This is a genomic window from Variovorax sp. KBS0712 (assembly GCF_006323185.2).
Taxonomy (GTDB): domain Bacteria; phylum Pseudomonadota; class Gammaproteobacteria; order Burkholderiales; family Burkholderiaceae_C; genus Variovorax; species Variovorax boronicumulans.
Genome location: NZ_VCCD02000001.1, coordinates 2,465,272 through 2,486,155 on the forward strand (window position 1 = coordinate 2,465,272; position 20,884 = coordinate 2,486,155).

Below are 20,884 nucleotides of genomic sequence, written 5' to 3' on the forward strand. Positions count from 1 at the left end.
CGGGGTCGGCAGGTTCGTCCATTCCCCCACGCTTGCCCCCCGCAGATCGCGGATGCGAGGCGCTGCGGAACATGTCATCATCCCCACCCCTTCACCGGCCCCCTCTCGCAACGAGGCCCTCGCACCCATGCCCATGAAACGTCCCTGGCGCACCTGGCTGCTGGCCCTCCTCCTCGCCGTGGGCCCCGTGGGCAGCGCGCTCGCGACACATGCCAACCATGGCAAGGGCCCGCGCGTCGGCGTGCTCGTGAGCGACCTGCGCAACCCCTTCTTTGCCTACATCGCGCGCGCAGTAGAAAGCACGCTGGCCACAGACAGTCGCAACGCGGCGCACATCACGGTCGTGTCGAGCGGGTTCGATCCGCAGCGGCAGGACGAGCAGCTCAAGGAAATGATCCGCCAGCGCGTGCAGCTGGTGATCGTGACGCCGGTCGATTCGACCACCCTGCACGCGCGCGTCACGGAGGCGCGCGCGGCCGGCATCAAGGTGGTGGCGGTCGATGCGCTCGTGCAAGGCGCGGACGCGGCCGTGGTGACCGACAGCCGCGCGGCCGGCAAGCTCTCTTGCGAACACCTGGTGCGCACGCTCGGCGGCAAGGGCGAAGTGGCGATCATCGACGGCCCGCCGAACACGGCCGCAGTGGGCCGCGTCAACGGCTGCCGCGAGGCGTTGAACGCCGCACCCGGCGTGCGCGTCGTGTCGATGGCGCTCAATGGCGGCGCCACCAAGGACGGCGGCGTGGAACAGATGACGCGGCTGCTCGCGCGCCATCCGAAGCTGTCGGGCGTGTTCGCGATCAACGACCTGTGCGGCATCGGCGCGGAACTGGCGGCCCAGGTCGCGGGCCGGCGCGACATCGTCATCACGGCGATGGACGGTTCGCCGGAGGTGGCACAGCGGCTGCAAGACCCCGCCACCTTGATCGCAGGCAGCGCCACGCAGTCGCCCACGTTGATGGGCCAGCGGGCGGCCCAGATCGGGCTGACGCTCCTGAAGGGCCAGCCCCCCCAGCAGCGCGTGCTGCTGTTGCCGTCGAAGCTCGTGACGCGCGAGAACGTCGACGGCTACGGGGGCTGGTGAGCCAGCCCTCGGCCTGCCTGCCTACTTGCCTTCCTGCTCGCGCCGCTCGCGCGCGCGCCGCACCTGGCGCGTCTCGTTGGCCTGCGCGGCGGCGCGGTCTTTCGCGCGCCGCTTGCCCTGGCGCTTCTCGCGCATGCGGCGCCCCAGGATGTAGCTGCCGAAGCCCGTGACCACGGCGAGGACCACGCCGAGGATGCTGATGTCGATGCCGCCCAGCATCAGAGCACCCGCACGATGCTCGCCGGCTTGAAGCCCAGGTCGGCCGCCTTGCCCTTGCGCGCGCGACCGTCGCGTGCGTTGTTGAGCGTGCGGATCTCCAGCGTCTCGTCGCGCTCCTTGGCACCGCGGCCGATGCCGTCGATGCGCACGCTGCGCGTGTAGGCGGCGGCACCGGCCAGCGTGTCCTTGGCCTCGAGGTCGATCAGCGTCAGGCCGCGACCGCCCTTGGGCAGGCTCTTGAGCTCGGCGATGTCGAAGGTCAGGATGCGGCCGCCCGTCGAGGCGCAGGCCACGTGCGTCGCGGCCGGCATCGGCTCGGCGCCGCTCGCGCCACCCACCAGCGACGGCCGGCACAGCTGCTCGCCCTCGCCCACGTCGATGAAGGCCTTGCCGCCGCGCTGGCGCGACATCATGTTCTCGATGGTGGCCATGAAGCCGTAGCCGCCCGTGTTGGCCAGCAGCAGGCAGGCGCCCACCGGGCCCGCGAAGAAATGCGTGACGTGCGTGCCGGCATCGAGCTCGATGAGCGTGGTGACGGGCTGGCCGTCGCCGCGCGCGCCGGGCAGCGACGCCACGGGCACGGTGTAGACGCGCACGCTCTTGTCCTTGGCGCTGCCGAAGACCAGCAGCGTGTCGACGCTGCGGCACTCGAAGGCGCCGTAGAGCGTGTCGCCCGACTTGAAGCTGTACTCGGGCGCGGTGCCGCCGTTGCCGGCGGCCTTCTCGCTGGCCCACCCCTTCTGCGCGCGCACCCAGCCCTTCTGCGACACGATCACGGTGACGGGCTCGTCGACCACCTTCACCTCGGCCACGGCGCGCTTCTCGGCCTGAATGAGCGTGCGACGCGGGTCTTCGAAGGTCTTGGCGTCGGCCTCGATTTCCTTGACCAGCAGGCGGCGCAGCGTGGCCGGGCTGGAGAGGATGTCTTCGAGCTTCTTTTGCTCTTCGCGCAGGCCGGCCAGCTCCTGCTCGATCTTGATGGCCTCGAGCCGCGCGAGTTGGCGCAGCCGGATTTCAAGGATGTCCTCGGCCTGGCGCTCGCTGAGGTTGAAGCGCGCGATGAGCGCCGCCTTCGGGTCTTCCGCCGCGCGGATGATGGCGATCACCTCGTCGATGTTCAGCAGCACCAGCTGCCGGCCTTCGAGGATGTGGATGCGGTCCTGCACCTTGTCCAGGCGATGGCGCGAGCGCCGCTCGACGGTGATCTCGCGGAACGCGATCCACTCGTTGAGCATCTGGCGCAGCGACTTCTGCGTGGGCTTGCCGTCGATGCCGACCATCGTGAGGTTGATCGACGACGAGGTCTCGAGCGAGGTCTGCGCCAGCAGCGTGGTCACGAACTCGTCCTGGCTGATGCGCGAGGTCTTGGGCTCGAACACCAGGCGCACGGCGGCGTCCTTGCTCGACTCGTCGCGCACCACGTCGAGCACCGACAGCATCGCGGCCTTGAGCTGCGTCTGGTCGGCGCTCAGGGCCTTCTTGCCGGCCTTGACCTTCGGGTTGGTGATTTCCTCGATTTCCTCGAGCACCTTCTGCGTGCTCACGCCCGGCGGCAGTTCGTTGACCACGAGCTGCCACTGGCCGCGCGCGAGGTCTTCGATCTTCCAGCGCGCGCGCACCTTGAGCGAGCCGCGGCCGGTGCGGTAGGCGTCGGCGATGTCGCTCGCGCTGCTGATGATCTGCGCGCCGCCCGGGTAGTCGGGGCCGGGCACGAGGGCGAAGAGTTCTTCTTCGCTGAGCTTGCCGTTCGACTTGATCAGCGCCACGCAGGCGTCGGCGATCTCGCGCAGGTTGTGGCTCGGGATCTCGGTGGCCAGGCCCACGGCGATGCCGCTGGCGCCGTTGAGCAGCGTGAACGGTAGCCGCGCGGGCAAGAGGCGCGGCTCTTCGGTGCTGCCGTCGTAGTTGGGAATGAAGTCGACCGTGCCTTCGTCGATCTCGTCGAGCAGCAGGCTGGTGATGCGTGCCAGGCGCGCTTCGGTGTAGCGCATGGCCGCGGCACCGTCGCCGTCGCGGCTGCCGAAGTTGCCCTGGCCGTCGACCAGCGGATAGCGCTGCGAGAAGTCTTGCGCCATGCGCACCAGCGCGTCGTACGCGGCCTGGTCGCTGTGCGGGTGGAAGCGGCCGAGCACGTCGCCGACCACGCGCGCGCTCTTCACGGGCTTGGCGCCCACGGTGCCGTTGGTGCCGCCGAAGCCCAGGCCCATGCGCGACATCGAGTACAGGATGCGCCGCTGCACCGGCTTCTGGCCGTCGGACACATCGGGCAGCGCGCGGCCCTTGACCACGCTCAGGGCGTATTCGAGGTAGGCGGTCTGCGCGTAGTCGGCCAGCGTGAGGGTGGTGTCGCCGTCGGTGGGGCCTGCAAGGTCGAGCGGAGGTTGAGAGTCGTCCATGAAGAAGAGAGAAAGAAAAACAGTGACGGGCGGCGTGCGTTCGCGCTCAGCCCAAAATGAAAGTGGGGTGCATGGCGGCCTGCGGGATCACGACAGCGGCGACGGCGGCGAGGCGTCGCCCGGCTCCGCCGCGCTGGTGGGCACATCGGACGGCTCGGGAATCTCGGGCATGGTGGGCACGTTGCGCGGCGACTCGGACGGCATGTTGCCGCGCCCGATCGCGCCGCCCTTGGGCACCGACATTTCCATGCGGATGCGCCCCGGTGTCTTGCCACCACTGCTGCCGCTTCCGCTGCGCAGGTTGCCGCCCACGGTCACGGCCGAGGGCTTGAGGTACGCATACAGCTGCAGCACGGTCTGCACGTAGTTCTGCGTTTCCTTGTAGTTCGGGATCTTGTTGCCCGCACGCTGCACCGCGCCCTCGCCCGCGTTGTAGGCGGCCAGCGCGAGCTCGATCTGGCCCGGGAACATCGCGATCAGGTCGCGCAGGTAACGCGAGCCGGCGGCGATGTTGATGTGCGGGTCGAACAGCTTCTTCTCGATCGTGCCGCGCTTGTCCGTCGCCACGCCGTAGCGCTGCGCGGTGGCCGGCATGAGCTGCATGAGCCCCATCGCGCCCTTGGGCGAGACGGCCTTGGCGTCGAAGCCCGACTCGGTGGCGACCAGCGCCTGCAGCAACTCGTAGTCGATCGCGTGCTTGCTCGACGCGTCGCGCAGCGCCGCCTTGGCGGTCTTGTAGCCGGGCGAGGCCTCGAACATGGCGAGCAGGTTCTGCGACGCCGGCGACACCTTGCCGTCGAGCCGGCGGTTGATGTTGCCGCGGCCCATCGGCGACAGGCCCTTGGCGGTGTCGAAGCTCTGGCCGCCCTGGAAGAAGAGCTTGTAGCGCTCGTCGACCTTCTCGGCCGCGAAGTGCGCCACGCCGTTGCTGTCGATGTAGCCGTAGATGTCGGTCGCGTGCGCGAGCCCCTGCTGCATGCACAGCAGAAGGGCCAACCACAGCGAACGCTTGAAAACCGACATGCGTGTGAGAAGAAGGAAAGAAAAAGGAAACTGTCAGACGTCGATATCGACGTCGTCTGCGCGCAATTCCATGAGCTCGCGCCGCGCCGCCGCTTCGCCCTTGCCCATCAGCTTGGTGATCTCGCCCTGGGTGGACGAAAAATCGAACCGCCCCAATTGGACCTTCATCAGGCGACGGGTGTCCGGATTGAGCGTGGTTTCCCACAATTGTTCCGCGCTCATTTCGCCCAGGCCCTTGAAGCGGCTGATGCTCCAGGCGCCTTCGCGCACGCCATCTTTGCGCAATTTGTCGAGCGTGGCGGTGAGTTCGCCCTCGTCCAGCGCATAGACCTTGGAGGCCGGCTTCTTGCCGCGCGCGGGCGCATCGACCCGGAACAATGGCGGCTTTGCGACATACACATGGCCGGCTTCGATGAGCTTGGGAAAGTGCCGGAAGAACAGCGTGAGCAGCAGCACCTGGATGTGCGAGCCGTCCACGTCGGCATCGGACAGGATGCAGATCTTGCCGTAGCGCAGCCCGCTCATGTCGGGCGTGTCGGCGGGGCCGTGCGGATCGACGCCCACAGCCACCGAGATGTCGTGGATTTCGGTGTTGGCGAACAGGCGGTCACGCTCGACCTCCCAGGTGTTGAGCACCTTGCCGCGCAGCGGCAGGATGGCCTGGCTTTCCTTGTCGCGGCCCATCTTGGCGCTGCCGCCGGCGGAGTCGCCCTCGACCAGGAAGACTTCGTTGTGGCTGATGTCCTTGCTCTCGCAGTCGGTCAGCTTGCCGGGCAGCACGGCCACGCCGGAGCCCTTGCGCTTCTCGACCTTCTGGCCGGCGCGCTGGCGCGTCTGGGCGGCCTTGATGGCCAGTTCGGCGAGCTTCTTGCCGTAGTCGACGTGCTGGTTGAGCCACAGCTCGAGCGTGGGGCGCACGAAGCTGGACACCAGGCGCACCGCGTCGCGCGAATTCAGGCGCTCCTTGATCTGGCCCTGGAACTGCGGGTCGAGCACCTTGGCGCTGAGCACGTACGAGGCGCGCGCGAACACGTCCTCGGGCAGGAGCTTCACGCCCTTGGGCAGCAGCGAGTGCAGCTCGATGAAGCTCTTCACCGCGTTGAACAGGCCGTCGCGCAGGCCGCTTTCGTGCGTGCCGCCGGCGCTGGTGGGAATCAGGTTGACGTAGCTTTCGCGCACCGGCTGGCCGTCTTCGGTGAAGGCCACGCACCAGTCGGCGCCCTCGCCTTCGGCGAAGTTGTCGGCGTTCTTGTCGGCATGGCCGCTGCCTTCGAACAGCGGAATGACCGGATCGCCGTTGAGCGTCTGCATGAGGTAGTCGCTCAGGCCGCCCTTGTAGAGCCACTGCTGGCTTTCGCCGGTCTTCTCGACGGCCAGCGTGACGCTCACGCCGGGCATCAGCACGGCCTTGCTGCGCAGCAGGTGGGTGAGTTCGCCCATGGGCAGCGCGGCGGTCTCGAAGTACTTGGCATCGGGCCAGGCGCGCACGGTGGTGCCCTGCTTGCGCTCGCCGGCTTCGAGCTTGCGGATTTCGAGCGCCTCGATCACGTCGCCGGCGCTGAAGGCCAGCTTCGCGACCGAGCCTTCACGGTGCGAGCTGACTTCGAGGCGCTTGGACAGCGCGTTGGTCACCGACACGCCCACGCCGTGCAGGCCGCCCGAGAAGCTGTAGGCGCCGCCCGAGCCCTTGTCGAACTTGCCGCCGGCGTGCAGCCGGGTGTAGACCAGCTCGATCACGGGGGCCTTCTCTTCGGGGTGCAGGCCGAAGGGAATGCCGCGGCCGTCGTCCTCGACGCTGACCGAGCCGTCGGTGTGCAGCGTGACCTTGATCTTCTTGCCGTAGCCCGCCAGCGCTTCGTCGGCGGCGTTGTCGAGCACTTCCTGGATGATGTGCAGGGGGTTGTCGGTCCGGGTGTACATGCCCGGGCGCTGCTTCACGGGCTCGAGGCCCTTGAGCACGCGGATGGAGCCTTCCGAATAGCCGGAAGCGGAGTCTGAAGATGTCTTGGGGGAAGTCGCCATGGGGGCGGATTGTAGTCAGTTGGGTTGAAATGACTGGATACCCATACAGGCACCGGCTTCGGTCTTTTCGCACATCAGGCGGGAGTTTCTGCGGGCGGACCGAACATCCGCGCGCCCAGGAAATCGATGAACGCCCGCAGCTTGGGCGACGGATGGCGCCCCGACGGCCACAGCACGCGGAACGCGATGGTACGGGGCCGGCGCAGGTGGTCGGCCAGCACGGGCTGCAGCGCGCCCTCGGCCAGCGCGGCGCGCACGCTGAAGTCGGGCAGGCAGGCGATGCCGCGCCCGCGCAGGGCGAAGCACAGCCGGGTCTCGATGTTGTTGCAGATCATCGAGACCGGCGGGCGCACCTCGCTGCCGTCGGGCCCGGGCGCGAGCGGCCAGACCTCCACCTTGCCGGTCGCCGGGTAGCGGTAGTGCAGGCAGGCGTGGCGGGCCAGATCGTCCGGCGAGGCGGGCGTGCCGTGGCGCGCCAGGTAGGCGGGCGAGGCCACCAGCAGCTGCGAGAACTCGCCCAACTGGCGCGACGACAGCCGTGAATCCGCCGGCTCGCCGGTGCGCACCACGGCGTCGAAGCCCTCCTCGATGACGTCCACGAGGCGGTCGCTGAAGTCGAGGTCGAGCTCGATCGCCGGATAGGCGGCCATGAAGTCGGCCAGCACCGGCAGCACCAGCGAGCTGACCAGCGGCAGGCTCACGCGCAGCCGTCCGCGCGGCGCCTCGGCGGCGTGCGACAGCTCCTGCTCGGCGGCCTCGATCTCGGCCAGCACGCGGCGGCTGCGCGCCAGGAACAGCGCGCCCTCGGCGGTGAGCGTGATGCTGCGCGTGCTGCGGTGGAACAGGCGCACGCCCAGCCGCTCCTCGAGCCGCGCCACGCGCTTGCCCACTGCCGAGGCCGACACGCCGAGCGCGCGCCCGGCCGCCACGAAGCTGCGGGTTTCGGCGACCTGAACGAAGACGGCAAAGCCGCTGAGGCTGTCCATGGGGAATCTCCATTGCGGACTTCAACATCCGCATTGAGCGGAACTGTAGCCGTCTTTATCCGAAGTCGGCTTCTTCCTATCGTTGGCCGCATGACCTTTCTCCCCGACATTTCCCTCACTTTCACCCCTGCGTGGCAGGGCCCAGACCCGTCGCGCATTGACGCGGCCATCGACCGCGCGCTGGCTGAGCAGCGGCTGGTTGGCGCCGTGGTGCTGGTGCACCACGACGGGCGCCTCGTCCACCGGCGCGCCGCCGGGCTGGCCGACCGCGAGGCCGGCCGGCCGATGCGCGAGGACGCGCTGTTCCGGCTGGCCTCGGTGTCCAAGCCCATCGTCTCGACCGCCGCGATGGTCCTCGTGGACCAGGGCCGGCTCGACCTGGACGACCCTGTGACGCGCTGGCTGCCGGACTTCCGCCCGCGCTTGCCTGAAGGCGGCGGCGAAGCCGTCATCACGCTGCGGCAGCTACTGACCCACAGGGCCGGCCTGGGCTACCGCTTCCTCGAAAGTTCGGACGACGGCCCGTACGCGCGCGCCGGCGTGTCGGACGGCATGGACCGCGACGACGGCCTCACGCTCGCCGCCAACCTGCAGCGTCTGGCCGGCGTGCCGCTGCTGTACCCGCCCAGCACGGGCTGGCTCTATTCACTGGCCATCGACGTGCTCGGCGCGGTGGTCGAGGCGGCCAGCGGCCTGCCGCTGCCCGAGGCGGTGCGCACGCTGGTGACCGGGCCGCTGCAGATGCACGACACGGGCTTCGCCGCCGTCCCCGGCGACCCGCGGCTGGCCACGCCCTACGTGAACGGCCCCGCCGCCACGCCGCCGCAGCGCATGGACGGCCCCGTGGTGGCCACGCCGTTCGAGGGCGCCGTCGGCATCCACTTCGACCCGGCGCGCGCCTTCGACGCCAACGCCTGGCCCTCGGCCGGTGCCGGCATGGTCGGCAGCGCGGACGACTTCCTGCGCCTGCTCGACACGCTGCGCACCGGCGGCGCCCCGCTGCTGGGCGCCGCCACCGTCGACACGATGGGCCGCAACCACACGGGTGACCGGGGGCCGGCGGATGCGCCGGGCTGGGGCTTCGGCCTGGGCTTCTCGGTGCTGCACGACCCGCAACCCACGCAGACGCCCGAATCGCCCGGCACCTGGCGCTGGGGCGGCGCCTACGGCCACGCCTGGTTCGTGGACCGGGCGCGCGGGCTCAGCGTGGTGGCCTTCACGAACACGCTCTACGAAGGCATGTCGGGCCGCTTCGTCACCGAACTGAGGGATGCCGTCTATGCGTGACACGAACTCGTCTTCCGCGCGGCTGCCCCTTTCCGGCCTGCTGGCACTGGCAGCCGGCGGCTTCATCACCATCCTCACCGAGGCGATGCCGGCCGGCCTGCTGCCGCAGATCGGCGCCGACCTGGGCGTGGCGCCCGCGCTGGTCGGCCAGCTCGTCACGGTGTATGCGCTGGGCTCGCTGGTGGCGGCCATTCCGCTGGTGGCCTTCACGCGCGGCTGGCGGCGCCGGCCGCTGCTGATGGGCGCGATCGGCGGCTTCGCGGTGGTCAACACGGTCACGGCGCTGTCGCACGACTACACGCTGACGCTGGTCGCGCGCTTCTTCGCCGGCGTGTTCGCGGGCCTGCTGTGGGCGCTGCTGGCCGGGCACGCGGCGCGCATGGTGGCGCCGTCGCAGCAGGGCCGGGCCATCGCCGTGGCGATGCTGGGCGCGCCGCTGGCGCTGTCGCTGGGCATTCCGGCCGGCACGCTGCTGGGCGCGAGCGTCGGTTGGCGGCCGGCCTTTCTGATCATGTCGGCTTTGTCGGTGCTGCTGCTCGGCTGGGTGCGCTGGCAGGTGCCCGACTTCCCGGGCCAGGAGGCCGGGCGCCAGCAAAGCGTGCGCCGCGTGTTCCTGCTGCCGGGCGTGCGGCCGGTGCTGATGGTGATGTTCGCCTTCGTGCTCGCGCACAACATCCTCTACACCTACATCGCGCCCTTCCTGGCGCACGCCGGGCTCGGCGCGCAGGTCGGGCGGGTGCTGCTGATGTTCGGCGCGGCGTCGCTGGGCGGCATCTGGCTCACGGGCGTGCTGATCGACCGCTGGCTGCGCACGCTGGTGCTGGCCGGCACGGCGGCCTTCGCGCTGGCGGCGCTGATGCTCGCCGCGGCGGGCGGATCGACGATGGGCGTGTACCTCGCGGTCGCGGTCTGGGGCCTGGCTTTCGGCGGCGCGGCAACGCTGTTCCAGACCGCCTCGGCCCAGGCGGCCGGCGATGCGGCGGACGTGGCGCAGTCGATGGTCGTGACCACCTGGAACCTCGCCATCGCGGGCGGCGGGCTGGCGGGCGGCCTGCTGCTGCAGGGCGGCGGCGCGGGCAGCCTGCCCTGGTCGCTGCTGGCATTGCTGGTGCCCGGGCTGGTGCTGGCGTGGCGGGCCTGCGAGCACGGCTTTCCGGACGCGCGCGGCGCGGCGGCGGCGCCGGCGCGCTGACCCCGAAGGCAGGCCGCGTGCCTGCCTTCTTTCTTTGATGCCGTCCGCGCATCGAAACCGCGCCCACAAATCATCAATGGCCTTGGCCGTCACGCCACCTGCCGCAGCATCCATTTCGCTACATTCGAAGGATGCAAGCCTCCCCCGCTCCCACCCTTTCGATCAAGCAGGTGCTGTTCTGCGGCGCCATGATCGTCACGCTCTCGATGGGCATCCGCCACGGCTTCGGCCTCTGGCTGCAGCCCATCACGCAGGCGCAGGACTGGAACCGACAGACCTTCTCGTTCGCGCTGGCGGTACAGAACCTGTCGTGGGGCATCTTCGGCGTGTTCGCGGGCATGCTGGCCGACCGCTTCGGCGCGTTCCGCGTGCTGATCGGCGGCTCGCTGCTGTACGCGGCAGGCCTCTTCGGCATGGCACATTCGCCGACGCCGCTGCTGTTCACCCTGAGCGCGGGCGTGCTGATCGGCGCGGCGCAGGCGGGCTCGACCTACGCGGTGATCTACGGCGTGATCGGCCGGCAGATCCCGGCCGAGCGCCGCTCGTGGGCGATGGGCGTGGCCGCGGCGGCCGGCTCGTTCGGGCAGTTCCTGATGGCGCCCATCGAAGGCCGCCTGATCGGGGCCTTCGGCTGGCAGACGGCGCTGGCCGTGGTGGCGGTGCTGGTGCTGGTGATCGTGCCGCTGGCCTTCGGCCTGCGCGAACCCAAGACCGCGGCCCTGGCCGGCCACCGTGACCAATCGGTGCTGCAGGCCGTGGGCGAGGCCTTCCGCTACCCGAGCTTCGGCTTGCTGATGGCGGGCTACTTCGTCTGCGGCTTCCAGCTGGCCTTCATCGGCATCCACATGCCGACCTACCTGCGCGACAAGAACCTGTCGCCCGAAGTGGCCGGCTACGCGCTGGCACTGATCGGGCTGTTCAACGTGTTCGGCACCTACACGGTCGGCCTGCTGGGGCAGAAGCTGTCCAAGCCCAAGATCCTGGCGGCCATCTACTTTGCGCGGGCGGTGTCGATCGCGCTCTTCCTGCTGGCGCCGATCTCGCCGCTCAGCGTGTACGTGTTCTCGGCGGCGATGGGCTTCCTGTGGCTGTCGACGGTGCCGGCCACCAACGCCATCGTGGCGGGCATCTTCGGCGTGGCGCACCTGTCGATGCTCAGCGGCTTCGTGTTCCTGAGCCACCAGGTGGGCTCGTTCCTGGGCGTGTGGCTGGGCGGCTTCCTGTATGACACGACGGGCAGCTACAGCATCGTCTGGTACATCTCGATCGCGCTGGGCGTGTTCGCGGCGCTGATCAACCTGCCGGTCAAGGAAAGCGCCATTGCGCGCGGGGTCCGGCCGGTCGCCGTGGCGAGCTGACGGCCCGCGCTTTTCCTTTCTTTGTTTGCAAGGAGCCATCGCCATGACGCCCCGCACACGCAACCACTACCTGGCCCAGGCCGCCTGGCTCGCCGCCGTGCTGGCGGCGCTGGGCGGCGTGTTCGCGCTGTACGTGCATCCGACGTTCCTGGTCACGCTGGTCGACCAGGTATGGTCCTGTTTCTGAACGACTTCGCCCCGAAACGCCCGCTTGCCGGGCCCAGGCAGCTATGAAAGATGTAGCAATTCCCGTGCATGCGAGCACGGCGCCCTCTGAATGGATCGTGCGCTGGTCGCACCTGCTTGCCCCGAACGCCACGGTGCTCGACGTGGCCTGCGGGTCCGGGCGGCACATGCAGTGGTTCGCCGGGCGCGGGCATGCGGCGACCGGCGTCGACCGGTCGCCCGAGGCCGTCGAGGCGGCCGGCGCCTTCGGTCGCGTGGTGGCGGCCGACATCGAGTCGGGCCCCTGGCCCTTCACGGCCCAGCGTTTCGGCGCGGTGGTCGTCACCCACTACCTCTGGCGCCCGCGCATGGCCGACATCGTGGCCGCGGTGGCGCCCGGCGGCGTACTGCTGTACGAGACCTTCGCGGCCGGCAACGAGACCGTCGGAAAGCCCTCGCGGCCCGACTTCCTGCTGCAGCCGGGCGAACTGCTCGGGGCCTGCGCCAGCCTGCAGGTGATCGCCTATGAAGACGGCTTCCTGCCGGAGCCGGCGCGCTTCGTCCAGCGCATCGCCGCCGTGCGGCCCGGCGAAGCGGCCGCGGGCGCCCCGCCGCGCCACTTCCTGAAGGCCAGCTGAGCTGGCCGACACAACTGTCTCCGGCCCGGCCGGAGTCAGTAGAATGGCCGCTTTCGTCCACCGACAAAGAGATTCCCTTGGAGCAACTGACAGGCAGCATCGTCGCGCTCGTCACGCCGATGCACGACGACGGCAGTGTCGACTACCCCGCCCTGCGGCGGCTCATCGACTGGCACATTGACGAAGGCACCGACTGCCTTGGCGTGGTCGGCACCACCGGCGAATCGCCGACGGTCGATGTGGAAGAGCACTGCGAAATCATCCGCGTATCCGTCGAGCAGGCCCGGGGCCGCGTGCCCGTGATGGCCGGCTGCGGCGCGAACTCGACCAAGGAAGCCATCGAGCTCGCCAAGTTCGCCAAGGGCGTGGGCGCCGACTCGCAGCTGCAGGTCGTTCCCTACTACAACAAGCCCACGCAAGAGGGCCAGTACCAGCACTTCAAGGCCATCGCCGAAGCCGTCGGCGACCTGCCCGTCGTGCTGTACAACGTGCCCGGCCGCACCGTCGCCGATATGGCGCACGACACCGTGCTGCGCCTGGCGCAGGTGCCCGGCATCATCGGCATCAAGGAAGCCACCGGCAACATCGAACGTGCCCAGTGGCTCATCCGCGACCTGCCGAAGAGCTTTGCCGTCTACTCCGGCGACGACCCGACCGCGGTCGCGCTCATGCTGTGCGGCGGCCAGGGCAACATCAGCGTCACGGCCAACGTGGCGCCGCGCAAGATGCACGAGCTGTGCGTGGCCGCGCTGGCCGGCGACGTCAAGCGAGCGATGCAGCTGCAGTTCGAACTGATGCCGCTGCACCGCAACCTGTTCGTCGAACCCAACCCGATCCCGCTCAAGTGGGCCATGGCCCGCCTGGGTCTGTGCGGCGGCGCCCTGCGGCTGCCGCTCACGGAACTCGGCGAAGCGAGCCGCCCGGCGGTCGAGGGCGCCCTGCGCGCCACCGGCCTGCTCAAGGACTGACCGAGCTTCCCACCGATCACACCGGTTCCCGCCTGCCCTTTCCCCCTGTCCGCAGCAAGGTCAAGCAACCTTTTGCCGCAACGGTGCTCAGAGAGGGCGGGGCGCTGGGGCCCATCGATTGACCGAACCATTCCACCAAGGAAGACGACGTTGAAGAACATTTCGCGACTTGCACTGCTGGCCCTCGTTGCCAGCCTCGCCGCCTGCTCCGTCCTCGAGAGCGACAAGATCGACTACAAGAGCGCCGGCAAGGCCCCGACGCTCGAAGTCCCACCCGATCTCTCCCAGCTCTCGCGCGACAACCGCTACGCAGTGCCGGGCGGCGCCGTCACCGCCAACGCCTACCAGGCCGGCATCGCGAACGCACCGGGCATCCCCACCGCCGTGGCCAACATCGGCGACGTGCGCATGGAACGCTCGGGCACGCAGCGTTGGATCGTCATCAACCGCACGCCCGACCAGCTGTGGGAGCCTGTGAAAGACTTCTGGCAGGAAAGCGGCTTCCTGCTGACCACCGACCAGCGCAACCTGGGCATCATGGAAACCGACTGGGCCGAGAACCGCGCCAAGCTGCCGCAGGACATCATCCGCGGCACGCTGGGCAAGCTGGTCGACTCGGTCTACTCGACCGGCGAACTCGACCGCTTCCGCACCCGCCTGGAGCGCAGCACCAACGGCACCGAGATCTTCGTCAGCCACCGCGGCATGCAGGAGGTCTACAACAACTCCCGCCAGGACCAGACCGTGTGGCAGCCCCGCCCGAGCGATCCTGAGCTCGAGACCGAATTCCTGCGCCGCCTGATGGTCAAGCTCGGCGTGTCGCAAGAGCAGTCGAAGATCCTTGCCGCGACCACCGCAGCGCCCAAGACCGCCACCGTGGCCACCGTCGGCAACCAGCCGGTCGTGCAGATCAGCGAAGGCTTCGACCGCGCATGGCGCCGCGTCGGCCTGGCCCTGGACCGCACCGGCTTCACCGTCGAAGACCGCGACCGCAGCGCCGGCATCTACTACGTGCGCTACGTGACGCCGAACCCCGACAAGAAGGACGACGGCTTCTTCGGCAAGCTGTTCAGCAGCTCCAAGAAGGACGAAGCGCCGATCAAGTTCCGCATCTCGGTCAAGAGCCAGGGCGAAGCCACCACGGTCTCGGTCCTGAACGACGCCGGCGCGCCCGAAACCTCGGCCAACGCGCAGCGCATCGTCAAGGTCATCGCCGACGACCTGAAGTAAGCCCCATGCTCCGCTTCCGAAGCCTCGGCAGCGGCAGCACGGGCAACGCCGCGCTGGTCGAAGCAACGACCAGCGCCGGCCGCACCACCCGCCTCCTCGTCGACTGCGGCTTCGGCATCCGCCAGCTCGACCGGCGCCTGGCCCAGGCGGGCCTGGCTGCCGCAGACCTCGACGCCGTCTTCATCACCCACGAGCATGGCGACCACATCGGTTGCGCCCATGCCCTGTCGCTGCGCGACCGCATCCCGGTCTGGATGAGCGAAGGCACCTGGCTCGCAACCGGCGGCCGCGACTACGAAGGCCGCCTGCACCTGGCGCGCGACGACGCCGAGTTCACGGTCGGCGACCTCTGCCTGCAGCCCTTCACCGTGCCCCACGACGCCCGCGAGCCGCTGCAGCTGCGCTGCACCGACGGCAACCGCACGCTGGGCGTGCTGACCGACCTGGGCCACGCCACCAGCCACGTGCTGGCCCGGCTGCGCGGCGCGCATGCGCTGCTGCTGGAGTTCAACCACGACAGCGACCTGCTCGCCGGCTCGGCCTACCCGTCGTTCCTGAAGCAGCGCGTGGGCGGCAACTACGGCCACCTGTCGAACACCGCGGCCGCCGAGATCGCGCGCGCCGTGCTCCACGACGGGCTGCGCCACGTGGTCGCGGCGCACCTGAGCGAACAGAACAACCGGCCCGAGATCGTGCGGCGCCTGATGGCCGAGGCGCTGGGCGGCGATGAAGCCGAGATGCTCACGGCGACCGCCGCCGAGGGCTCGCCCTGGCTCGACGTCTGAGCGGGCGGGCATCGCCCTCCCCAATGAAAAAAGCCGCCCGAGGGCGGCTTTTTGCATGGTGCGGACCTGCAGCGAAATTACTGCTTCGGTGCCTCGCCCTTCTTGGCGGCTTCGGTCGCGGCGTTGGCGGCGTCCAGGGCCGACGAGGCGGCGGCCGACGGTGCCGATGCAGGTGCGGCGGCCGGCGGAGCGGCGGGTGCGGGTTCTGTCACGGGAGCGGGCGGCGGGGTCACGACCGCGGGGGCGGCGTCCTCTTTCTTTCCGCAGGCCACCAGGGCGGCAGCGGCGATCAGCGAGGCAATCAGGACGGACGACGACTTCTTCATGAGGACTCCTTTGGCAATGAAGGTCTGGAACCAAAAAATTCTAGACCGCCAACCCCGCCCGGATATGTCGCGGGGGTGTATTTGCGGCATTGGCTTACAAGCCGAGCGTGGAGGCCGGAAAGGCCGGTCGGCCCTGGCGCCAGCGCTCGTCGAGGCTTTCGCGCAGGTCGCGCCGCGCACGCGGCTCGCTGCTGCAGACGCCGCGGCTGCGTTCGGGGTCGATGCGGTGCAGGCACCAGGTGGGCGTCCAGAAGGCGCTGGGCACCTCTTCTGCCGTGCCTGAGCGGCCTGCCGCGCGGCATTCGACGATGTGGTCCCAGGTGCGGCGCCACGTCACGAAGCGCGCATGACCGCGCTCGATCAGGTCGAAGCGCCCTGCCAGCAGCAGCAGGCGACGCCCGCTGGCCGACCAGGCCTGCAGCGCCTCGATGCTGGCGCGCTCGCCCAGCGGCCAGTCGGCGAAGTCGGGGTCGCTGAAGACGATCTCGTTCCAGCCCTGGTGCGCGGCGGCGGACAACGCCCCGCGGACGAGGTCGGCGAAGACCTCCCGGCCGTCGAAACGGCCCTCGTTCAGGGCCGGTACGGCGCCTTCATTCGGCATGCAGCCAGCCCGCCTCGCACCACTCGCCCAGCAGCGCCCGCGCGCCCTCGCTGGCGCGGGCCAGCTCGCGCGCACCGAGCGCGCGCTGGTCGGCCAGCCGCCGCATCAGCGTGGCGTCGGCCCCGCCGGCGCGGAAGCTCTCGCCGTTGATGTAAACGTGCCGCGCGTCGTAGAGCATGCGCGTGCGGCGATCCAGTGCGACCTCGCGCAGCACCTCGGGCACTTCATTGCCCTCGCCGAACCAGACGTTGGCCTTCGGCTCGGTGAGTGATTCGCCCAGCGCGCGGTCGATCGCGTCGGGGTCGCGCAGCGCGGCCTCGACGGCTTTGCGCGCGAAGTCCTGCAGCGCAGCCGGCATCGCGGCCGGGGCCTCGACGGCAGGTTGCGACGGATCGCGGTAACGCGCGAGCTCGGACGGGCCCGCGTCTTCCAGGTCTTCCGCATAGGCCTGCGCCACGCGCGCCAGCAGGTCCGCACCCAGCTCGCCCACGGCGGACGACCGCAGCCCGATGGAATACGTCATGCAGTCGTCGCCCACCGCCACACCGTCGTGGGCGTACTTGGGCGGCAGGTACAGCATGTCGCCGGGCTCGAGCACGAAGGTCTGCTCGGGCTCGAAGTGCTCGAGCACCTTGAGCGGCACGTCGGGCTGCAGCCGCAGGTCGGACTGCTTGCCGATGGACCAGCGGCGCTGGCCCTGCGCCTGCAGCAGGAACACGTCGTAGCTGTCGAAATGCGGGCCGACGCCGCCCGTGTCGCTCGCGTAGCTGATCATCAGGTCGTCCAGGCGCGCATCGGGCAGGAAACGGAACTGCCGCAGCAGCTCGTGCACGCCGTCGTGGTGCAGGTCTACGCCCTGCACCAGCATCGTCCAGCCCGGCTGCTTCAGCGGCGGCAGCGCGCGCCGGGGCAGCGGGCCGTGCTTGAGCGACCAGCCGGCCTTCCCATGCCGGATCAGGCGCGACTCGACCCCCTCGCGCTCCGCCAGCGCGAACAGCGCTTGGCGGTCGATCGGTGGCACCATCGAGGGAACGGCCTGCCGGATCAGCAGGGGTTTCTTTTGCCAGTACCGGCGCATGAACTGCGCGGGACTCAGGCCGCCAAGCAAGGGCAGCGGTTGATTGATCTCCATGGGAGAATTCTGCAATGGAAATCTCTGAACAATGCGTGGTCGGCCTGACCTGGACCATGAAAGACACGCTCGGCGATGTGCTGGACGTGCTCGACGAGCCGGTGGAATTCATGGTGGGCGGCGACGACCTCTTCGACGTGATCGAGGCCGCCCTGCAGGGCCATGAGCCCGGCGCGCGCGTGCAACTGCAGATCGAACCCGAACAGGGCTTCGGCGACTTCAACGACCAGCTGCTCTTCCTGGAGCCGCGCGCGCTGTTCCCCGAGGGCACCGAGGAAGGCATGACCTTCGACGGCTCCGCCCTGCCCAAGGGCGTGAGCGAGGCCATGCCCAAGGACGCGATCTACACCGTGGCTGAGATCTACCCCGACCACCTCGTGCTCGACGGCAACCACCCGCTGGCGGGCATCGCGATCCGACTGGACATCACGGTGCGTTCGGTGCGCGAAGCCACCGAAGAAGAAGTCGGCCGCGGCTCGGCCGGCACGGCCTTCTTCAAGGTGCCGCCGATGGCGCCGGGCGGCCAGATGCTGCACTGAGACCACGCCACTTCACAAAGCAAAAAGCCGGGCAGTGCCCGGCTTTTTTCTTTGCGCGCGCGGCCGACCGCTTACATGCGCGAGATGTGCCCGTTGTCGATGCGCACGCGGTCGCCGATGCGCAGGTCGCCCGGGTTTTGCACGTCGAAGGCGCGATAGCCGCCGCGGTCGGTCTGAACCGAGACGCGGTAGCTCTCGTAGGCACGCGGGCCGTTCTGCTGGGCCTCGATGGTGTTGCCCAGCAAGGCGCCGCCCACGAGGCCGAGCGCAGTGGCTGCGGCACGGCCGTTGCCGCGTCCGAACTGGTTGCCCACCACGCCGCCGATGAGGCCGCCCGCGATGGCACCGCCACCCGTGGTGCCCACGCCCGCGGATTCGCTGCGCAGTACCTCGATGTTCGCGACGTGGCCGTACTCGACGTAGGCCGCTTCCTGGTACTGGATCGCCCGTGGCGGGGCCTGATAGGGGTAGCGCGAGGTCTGGTAGACCGGGGCCGGCGCGACACAGGCCGTGAGCGTGGCCAGTGCGAGCACGGACGCCGTGACGGAAATGAAGCGCATTGAGATGTTCATGAAAGAGGCTCCTCGAAGAAAACAGCACGCGCCCGGACGGGCTGCATGCCTGCCTGTGTCTAACGTTTCAGCCGAAGCCGCGATGACGAAAGACACACGCTGAAACCTTCGAGACGAACCACGCGCCGGCGGTTCCGTTCTTTACGCCTTGGATACTCAGGTGCCCTTCAGCTTTGCCGAGGGGCAAAAGCTCAGTGCTTGCCGGTCGAACCGTAGCCGCCCTCGCCGCGTTGCGAGGCCTCGAACTCGGCGACCACGCGGAACTGCGCCTGCACCACCGGCACGATCACCAGCTGCGCAAGCCGCTCCATCGGCTGCAGCACGAAGGGCGTGTTGCTGCGGTTCCAGGCGCTGACCTTCAGCTCGCCCTGGTAGTCGCTGTCGATCAGGCCGACGAGATTGCCCAGCACGATGCCGTGCTTGTGACCCAGGCCCGAGCGCGGCAGGATCAACGCGGCATAGGCCGGATCGGCCAGGTGGATCGCGATGCCGGTGCCCACCAGTTGCCAGGCATTGGGCTCGAGCGTGACCGGGGCATCGAGGCAGGCCCGCAGGTCGAGGCCGGCGCTTCCGGGGGTGGCATACGCGGGCAATTGATCCACCATGCGCGGATCGAGGATTCGGACGTCTACGTTCACTGACTTGCTGCCTTGGTTACTTCTGTTGCTGTTCTTTTTGCTTGCGGGCGGCCTCTTCGAGCACCTGCTGCCATTTGGCGACCCCGGGCCTCAGGCTGAGTCCCTTGAGAAAACGCTTGCCGAACCAGGCCGCCGCGGCGGCGCCCAGGACCAGCACGGAGAGCGGCACGCCGATGGCCCACAGCACCAGGAACACCATCGCCCCCATGCCGGCCAGCACCTTGAGCGTGCCCAGGGGGATGGCCTTGGTGCCGTCTGCCTTCGCGGCCTCGCCAGCCGGCGATTCACGACGTGCGACGGTGGTCCCCTGCGCACCGGGCGAAGGCGTCATGCCGACGTCCAACCCGTGCTCGGATTCCTTGCCCGGGACGCGGGCAGACTGGCCGGCCCGTGCCGACAGTTGCTCCACGTAGCGGGCGAAGTCGCCGTTGGGTGGTGTGTTGGATTCGGTGTTCATCAGGCCCTCCAATCCGGAAGTCGCGCGGCAATTTCCGTCATCAACTCGCGCGCCAGCCGGAGCTTGGGCGCGCGGGGCAGCTCGCGCACGCCCTTCGCATCCACCAGCAGCAAGGCGTTGTCGTCCTGCCCGAAGGTCAGCGGGCCGATGTTGCCCACCAGCAGCGGAATGCCCTTGCGTTCGCGCTTGGCCTTGGCGTGCTCGGCGAGGTTCTCGCTCTCGGCCGCGAAGCCCACGCAGAACAGCTTCCTGGCCTGCGCGCGTTCGCTCTTGGCCACCGTGAGCAGGATGTCGGGGTTCTCGACGAAGTGCAGCACCGGCGTCTGGCCGCTGCCGTCCTTCTTGATTTTCTGGTCGCTGTGCGTCGCCGGGCGCCAGTCGGCCACGGCGGCCGTTGCTACAAAAATGCTAGCTACCTGCGCAGCGCGGGTCGTCGCTTCGAGCATCTCCTGCGCCGACAGCACGTCGATGCGGCTCACGCCGCGCGGGGTCGGCAGGTGCACCGGGCCGGCCACCAGCGTGACCTCGGCACCGGCCTCGCGCGCCGCGCGGGCGATGGCAAACCCCATCTTGCCGGACGAATGGTTGGTGATGCCGCGGATCGGGTCCAGCGCCTCGAAGGTCGGGCCGGCCGTGACCAGCACCTTCTGCCCCGCCAGCAGCTTGGGCTGGAAGAAGGCCGTGATGTCCTCGAGCAGTTGCGCCGGTTCGAGCATGCGCCCGTCGCCGGTTTCGCCGCAGGCCTGCCAGCCGCTGCCCACGCCCAGCACGGTCGCACCGTCGGCCGACACCTGCATCAGGTTGCGCTGCGTGGCCGGATGGGCCCACATCTCGCGGTTCATGGCGGGGGCGATCAACAGCGGCACGCGGTCGGTCGGACGCGCCAGGCACAGCAGGCTCAGCAGCTCGTCGGAACGGCCCTGCACCAGCCGCGCGATGAAGTCGGCGCTGCAGGGCGCCAGCACGATCGCGTCGGCCTCGCGGCTCAGGTTGATGTGCGGCATGTTGTTGGGCTCGCGGGCGTCCCACTGCGAGGTGTAGACGGTGCGCCCCGAGAGCGCCTGCATGGTGACCGGCGTCATGAACTGCTCGGCCGCCTCGGTCATCACGACCTGGACGGTGGCGCCCGCCTTCACGAGCAGGCGGCACAGCTCGGCCGATTTGTAGCAGGCGATGCCCCCTGTGAGTCCGAGGACGATGTGTTTGCCGGCGAGATCTTGCATGGGACATATTGTTGCTCACATACCGACAAGATCAGGAACCGGATGG

The 20,884-nt window shown here is 69.3% G+C and carries 22 protein-coding genes; 10 read left to right on the top strand and 12 right to left on the bottom strand.

Annotated elements, in window-relative coordinates; all coding sequences use genetic code 11:
* Positions 1-127 precede the first annotated feature (127 nt).
* Positions 128-1,081, top strand: a complete 954-nt coding sequence (locus FFI97_RS11340) for an ABC transporter substrate-binding protein (RefSeq protein ID WP_185993599.1) — start codon at positions 128-130, stop codon at positions 1,079-1,081.
* Between the two features lie 21 nt (positions 1,082-1,102).
* Here the strand turns inward: FFI97_RS11340 and FFI97_RS11345 are convergent, their stop codons facing one another.
* The 5 genes from FFI97_RS11345 to FFI97_RS11365 all read right to left on the bottom strand — a co-directional run bounded on the left by FFI97_RS11345 (position 1,103) and on the right by FFI97_RS11365 (position 7,727).
* Positions 1,103-1,300, bottom strand: a complete 198-nt coding sequence (locus FFI97_RS11345; RefSeq protein ID WP_223301260.1) for a hypothetical protein — start codon at positions 1,298-1,300, stop codon at positions 1,103-1,105.
* A complete protein-coding gene (parC, locus tag FFI97_RS11350; RefSeq protein ID WP_139705590.1) occupies positions 1,300-3,696 on the bottom strand; it encodes a DNA topoisomerase IV subunit A in 2,397 nt (798 codons plus the stop codon). The genes FFI97_RS11345 and parC overlap by 1 nt, the downstream gene beginning before the upstream one ends.
* Before the next feature lie 87 nt (positions 3,697-3,783).
* Positions 3,784-4,719, bottom strand: a complete 936-nt coding sequence (locus FFI97_RS11355) for a lytic transglycosylase domain-containing protein (protein WP_139705592.1) — start codon at positions 4,717-4,719, stop codon at positions 3,784-3,786.
* Positions 4,720-4,752: 33 nt separating this feature from the next.
* Complete coding sequence (locus FFI97_RS11360; RefSeq protein ID WP_062474697.1) at positions 4,753-6,741, bottom strand: DNA topoisomerase IV subunit B; 1,989 nt, start codon at positions 6,739-6,741, stop codon at positions 4,753-4,755.
* A gap of 74 nt (positions 6,742-6,815) precedes the next feature.
* Positions 6,816-7,727 carry a LysR family transcriptional regulator gene (locus FFI97_RS11365; RefSeq protein WP_144004432.1) on the bottom strand — a complete coding sequence of 304 codons (912 nt, stop codon included), beginning with the start codon at positions 7,725-7,727 and terminating at the stop codon, positions 6,816-6,818.
* A gap of 90 nt (positions 7,728-7,817) precedes the next feature.
* Here FFI97_RS11365 and FFI97_RS11370 point away from each other — a divergent pair, with 90 nt between their 5' ends.
* The 8 genes from FFI97_RS11370 to FFI97_RS11400 all read left to right on the top strand — a co-directional run bounded on the left by FFI97_RS11370 (position 7,818) and on the right by FFI97_RS11400 (position 15,350).
* Entirely contained in the window at positions 7,818-9,014 is a 1,197-nt protein-coding gene (locus FFI97_RS11370; RefSeq protein ID WP_139705596.1) for a serine hydrolase domain-containing protein, read from the top strand.
* The gene (locus FFI97_RS11375) at positions 9,007-10,206 is read left to right on the top strand and encodes an MFS transporter (RefSeq protein ID WP_260684969.1); all 1,200 of its coding nucleotides are present in this window, start codon (positions 9,007-9,009) and stop codon (positions 10,204-10,206) included. The genes FFI97_RS11370 and FFI97_RS11375 overlap by 8 nt, the downstream gene beginning before the upstream one ends.
* Positions 10,207-10,337: 131 nt before the next feature.
* Positions 10,338-11,564, top strand: coding sequence for an MFS transporter (locus FFI97_RS11380; protein ID WP_139705600.1), 1,227 nt, complete (start codon positions 10,338-10,340; stop codon positions 11,562-11,564).
* A gap of 43 nt (positions 11,565-11,607) precedes the next feature.
* Entirely contained in the window at positions 11,608-11,751 is a 144-nt protein-coding gene (locus FFI97_RS33605) for a hypothetical protein (protein WP_167395003.1), read from the top strand.
* 43 nt (positions 11,752-11,794) lie between these two features.
* On the top strand, positions 11,795-12,367 hold the full coding sequence (locus tag FFI97_RS11385; RefSeq protein WP_139705601.1) for a class I SAM-dependent methyltransferase: 573 nt from the start codon (positions 11,795-11,797) through the stop codon (positions 12,365-12,367).
* A gap of 71 nt (positions 12,368-12,438) precedes the next feature.
* Positions 12,439-13,335: a 4-hydroxy-tetrahydrodipicolinate synthase gene (gene dapA / locus FFI97_RS11390; protein WP_409574630.1), complete on the top strand. Its 897-nt coding sequence runs from the start codon at positions 12,439-12,441 to the stop codon at positions 13,333-13,335.
* Between the two features lie 150 nt (positions 13,336-13,485).
* Entirely contained in the window at positions 13,486-14,565 is a 1,080-nt protein-coding gene (gene bamC / locus FFI97_RS11395; RefSeq protein ID WP_139705605.1) for an outer membrane protein assembly factor BamC, read from the top strand.
* 5 nt (positions 14,566-14,570) lie between these two features.
* A complete protein-coding gene (locus FFI97_RS11400; protein ID WP_062474678.1) occupies positions 14,571-15,350 on the top strand; it encodes an MBL fold metallo-hydrolase in 780 nt (259 codons plus the stop codon).
* Positions 15,351-15,427: 77 nt separating this feature from the next.
* On the opposite strand, the gene FFI97_RS11405 is transcribed toward FFI97_RS11400, so the two are convergent.
* The 3 genes from FFI97_RS11405 to FFI97_RS11415 form a co-directional block, all read right to left on the bottom strand.
* A complete protein-coding gene (locus tag FFI97_RS11405; protein WP_056583267.1) occupies positions 15,428-15,676 on the bottom strand; it encodes a hypothetical protein in 249 nt (82 codons plus the stop codon).
* Positions 15,677-15,770: 94 nt separating this feature from the next.
* Positions 15,771-16,277, bottom strand: coding sequence for a hypothetical protein (locus tag FFI97_RS11410; RefSeq protein ID WP_139705607.1), 507 nt, complete (start codon positions 16,275-16,277; stop codon positions 15,771-15,773).
* Positions 16,267-17,409 carry a JmjC domain-containing protein gene (locus FFI97_RS11415; RefSeq protein WP_139705608.1) on the bottom strand — a complete coding sequence of 381 codons (1,143 nt, stop codon included), beginning with the start codon at positions 17,407-17,409 and terminating at the stop codon, positions 16,267-16,269. The genes FFI97_RS11410 and FFI97_RS11415 overlap by 11 nt, the downstream gene beginning before the upstream one ends.
* Positions 17,410-17,423: 14 nt before the next feature.
* Between FFI97_RS11415 and FFI97_RS11420 the strand changes: the two genes are divergently transcribed.
* Positions 17,424-17,948 (top strand): peptidylprolyl isomerase, encoded by a 525-nt coding sequence (locus tag FFI97_RS11420; protein WP_095947302.1) that lies wholly within the window; start codon positions 17,424-17,426, stop codon positions 17,946-17,948.
* 71 nt (positions 17,949-18,019) lie between these two features.
* Here FFI97_RS11420 and FFI97_RS11425 read toward each other — a convergent pair whose 3' ends face one another.
* From FFI97_RS11425 to coaBC, 4 genes are all read right to left on the bottom strand, one after another.
* Positions 18,020-18,520, bottom strand: coding sequence for a glycine zipper 2TM domain-containing protein (locus FFI97_RS11425; protein WP_139705610.1), 501 nt, complete (start codon positions 18,518-18,520; stop codon positions 18,020-18,022).
* 191 nt (positions 18,521-18,711) lie between these two features.
* Entirely contained in the window at positions 18,712-19,158 is a 447-nt protein-coding gene (dut, locus tag FFI97_RS11430) for a dUTP diphosphatase (protein ID WP_070059522.1), read from the bottom strand.
* A 16-nt stretch (positions 19,159-19,174) separates the two neighbouring features.
* Positions 19,175-19,615: a hypothetical protein gene (locus FFI97_RS11435; RefSeq protein WP_139705612.1), complete on the bottom strand. Its 441-nt coding sequence runs from the start codon at positions 19,613-19,615 to the stop codon at positions 19,175-19,177.
* The gene (gene coaBC / locus FFI97_RS11440; protein WP_139705614.1) at positions 19,615-20,838 is read right to left on the bottom strand and encodes a bifunctional phosphopantothenoylcysteine decarboxylase/phosphopantothenate--cysteine ligase CoaBC; all 1,224 of its coding nucleotides are present in this window, start codon (positions 20,836-20,838) and stop codon (positions 19,615-19,617) included. Before coaBC ends, FFI97_RS11435 begins: the two co-directional genes overlap by 1 nt.
* Positions 20,839-20,884 lie beyond the last annotated feature (46 nt).

Bases quoted from the DNA above. Each gene is read 5' to 3' on its own strand.
- FFI97_RS11370 (WP_139705596.1), top strand. From the start codon at position 7,818: ATGACCTTTCTCCCCGACATTTCCCTCACTTTCACCCCTGCGTGGCAG.
- FFI97_RS11345 (WP_223301260.1), bottom strand. From the start codon at position 1,300: ATGCTGGGCGGCATCGACATCAGCATCCTCGGCGTGGTCCTCGCCGTG.
- FFI97_RS11405 (WP_056583267.1), bottom strand. From the start codon at position 15,676: ATGAAGAAGTCGTCGTCCGTCCTGATTGCCTCGCTGATCGCCGCTGCC.
- FFI97_RS11400 (WP_062474678.1), top strand. From the start codon at position 14,571: ATGCTCCGCTTCCGAAGCCTCGGCAGCGGCAGCACGGGCAACGCCGCG.
- FFI97_RS11425 (WP_139705610.1), bottom strand. From the start codon at position 18,520: ATGAACATCTCAATGCGCTTCATTTCCGTCACGGCGTCCGTGCTCGCA.
- FFI97_RS11385 (WP_139705601.1), top strand. From the start codon at position 11,795: ATGAAAGATGTAGCAATTCCCGTGCATGCGAGCACGGCGCCCTCTGAA.
- FFI97_RS11375 (WP_260684969.1), top strand. From the start codon at position 9,007: ATGCGTGACACGAACTCGTCTTCCGCGCGGCTGCCCCTTTCCGGCCTG.
- FFI97_RS11420 (WP_095947302.1), top strand. From the start codon at position 17,424: ATGGAAATCTCTGAACAATGCGTGGTCGGCCTGACCTGGACCATGAAA.
- parC (WP_139705590.1), bottom strand. From the start codon at position 3,696: ATGGACGACTCTCAACCTCCGCTCGACCTTGCAGGCCCCACCGACGGC.
- FFI97_RS11360 (WP_062474697.1), bottom strand. From the start codon at position 6,741: ATGGCGACTTCCCCCAAGACATCTTCAGACTCCGCTTCCGGCTATTCG.
- FFI97_RS33605 (WP_167395003.1), top strand. From the start codon at position 11,608: ATGACGCCCCGCACACGCAACCACTACCTGGCCCAGGCCGCCTGGCTC.
- FFI97_RS11355 (WP_139705592.1), bottom strand. From the start codon at position 4,719: ATGTCGGTTTTCAAGCGTTCGCTGTGGTTGGCCCTTCTGCTGTGCATG.
- coaBC (WP_139705614.1), bottom strand. From the start codon at position 20,838: ATGCAAGATCTCGCCGGCAAACACATCGTCCTCGGACTCACAGGGGGC.
- FFI97_RS11365 (WP_144004432.1), bottom strand. From the start codon at position 7,727: ATGGACAGCCTCAGCGGCTTTGCCGTCTTCGTTCAGGTCGCCGAAACC.
- FFI97_RS11410 (WP_139705607.1), bottom strand. From the start codon at position 16,277: ATGCCGAATGAAGGCGCCGTACCGGCCCTGAACGAGGGCCGTTTCGAC.
- FFI97_RS11380 (WP_139705600.1), top strand. From the start codon at position 10,338: ATGCAAGCCTCCCCCGCTCCCACCCTTTCGATCAAGCAGGTGCTGTTC.
- FFI97_RS11415 (WP_139705608.1), bottom strand. From the start codon at position 17,409: ATGGAGATCAATCAACCGCTGCCCTTGCTTGGCGGCCTGAGTCCCGCG.
- FFI97_RS11435 (WP_139705612.1), bottom strand. From the start codon at position 19,615: ATGAACACCGAATCCAACACACCACCCAACGGCGACTTCGCCCGCTAC.
- FFI97_RS11340 (WP_185993599.1), top strand. From the start codon at position 128: ATGCCCATGAAACGTCCCTGGCGCACCTGGCTGCTGGCCCTCCTCCTC.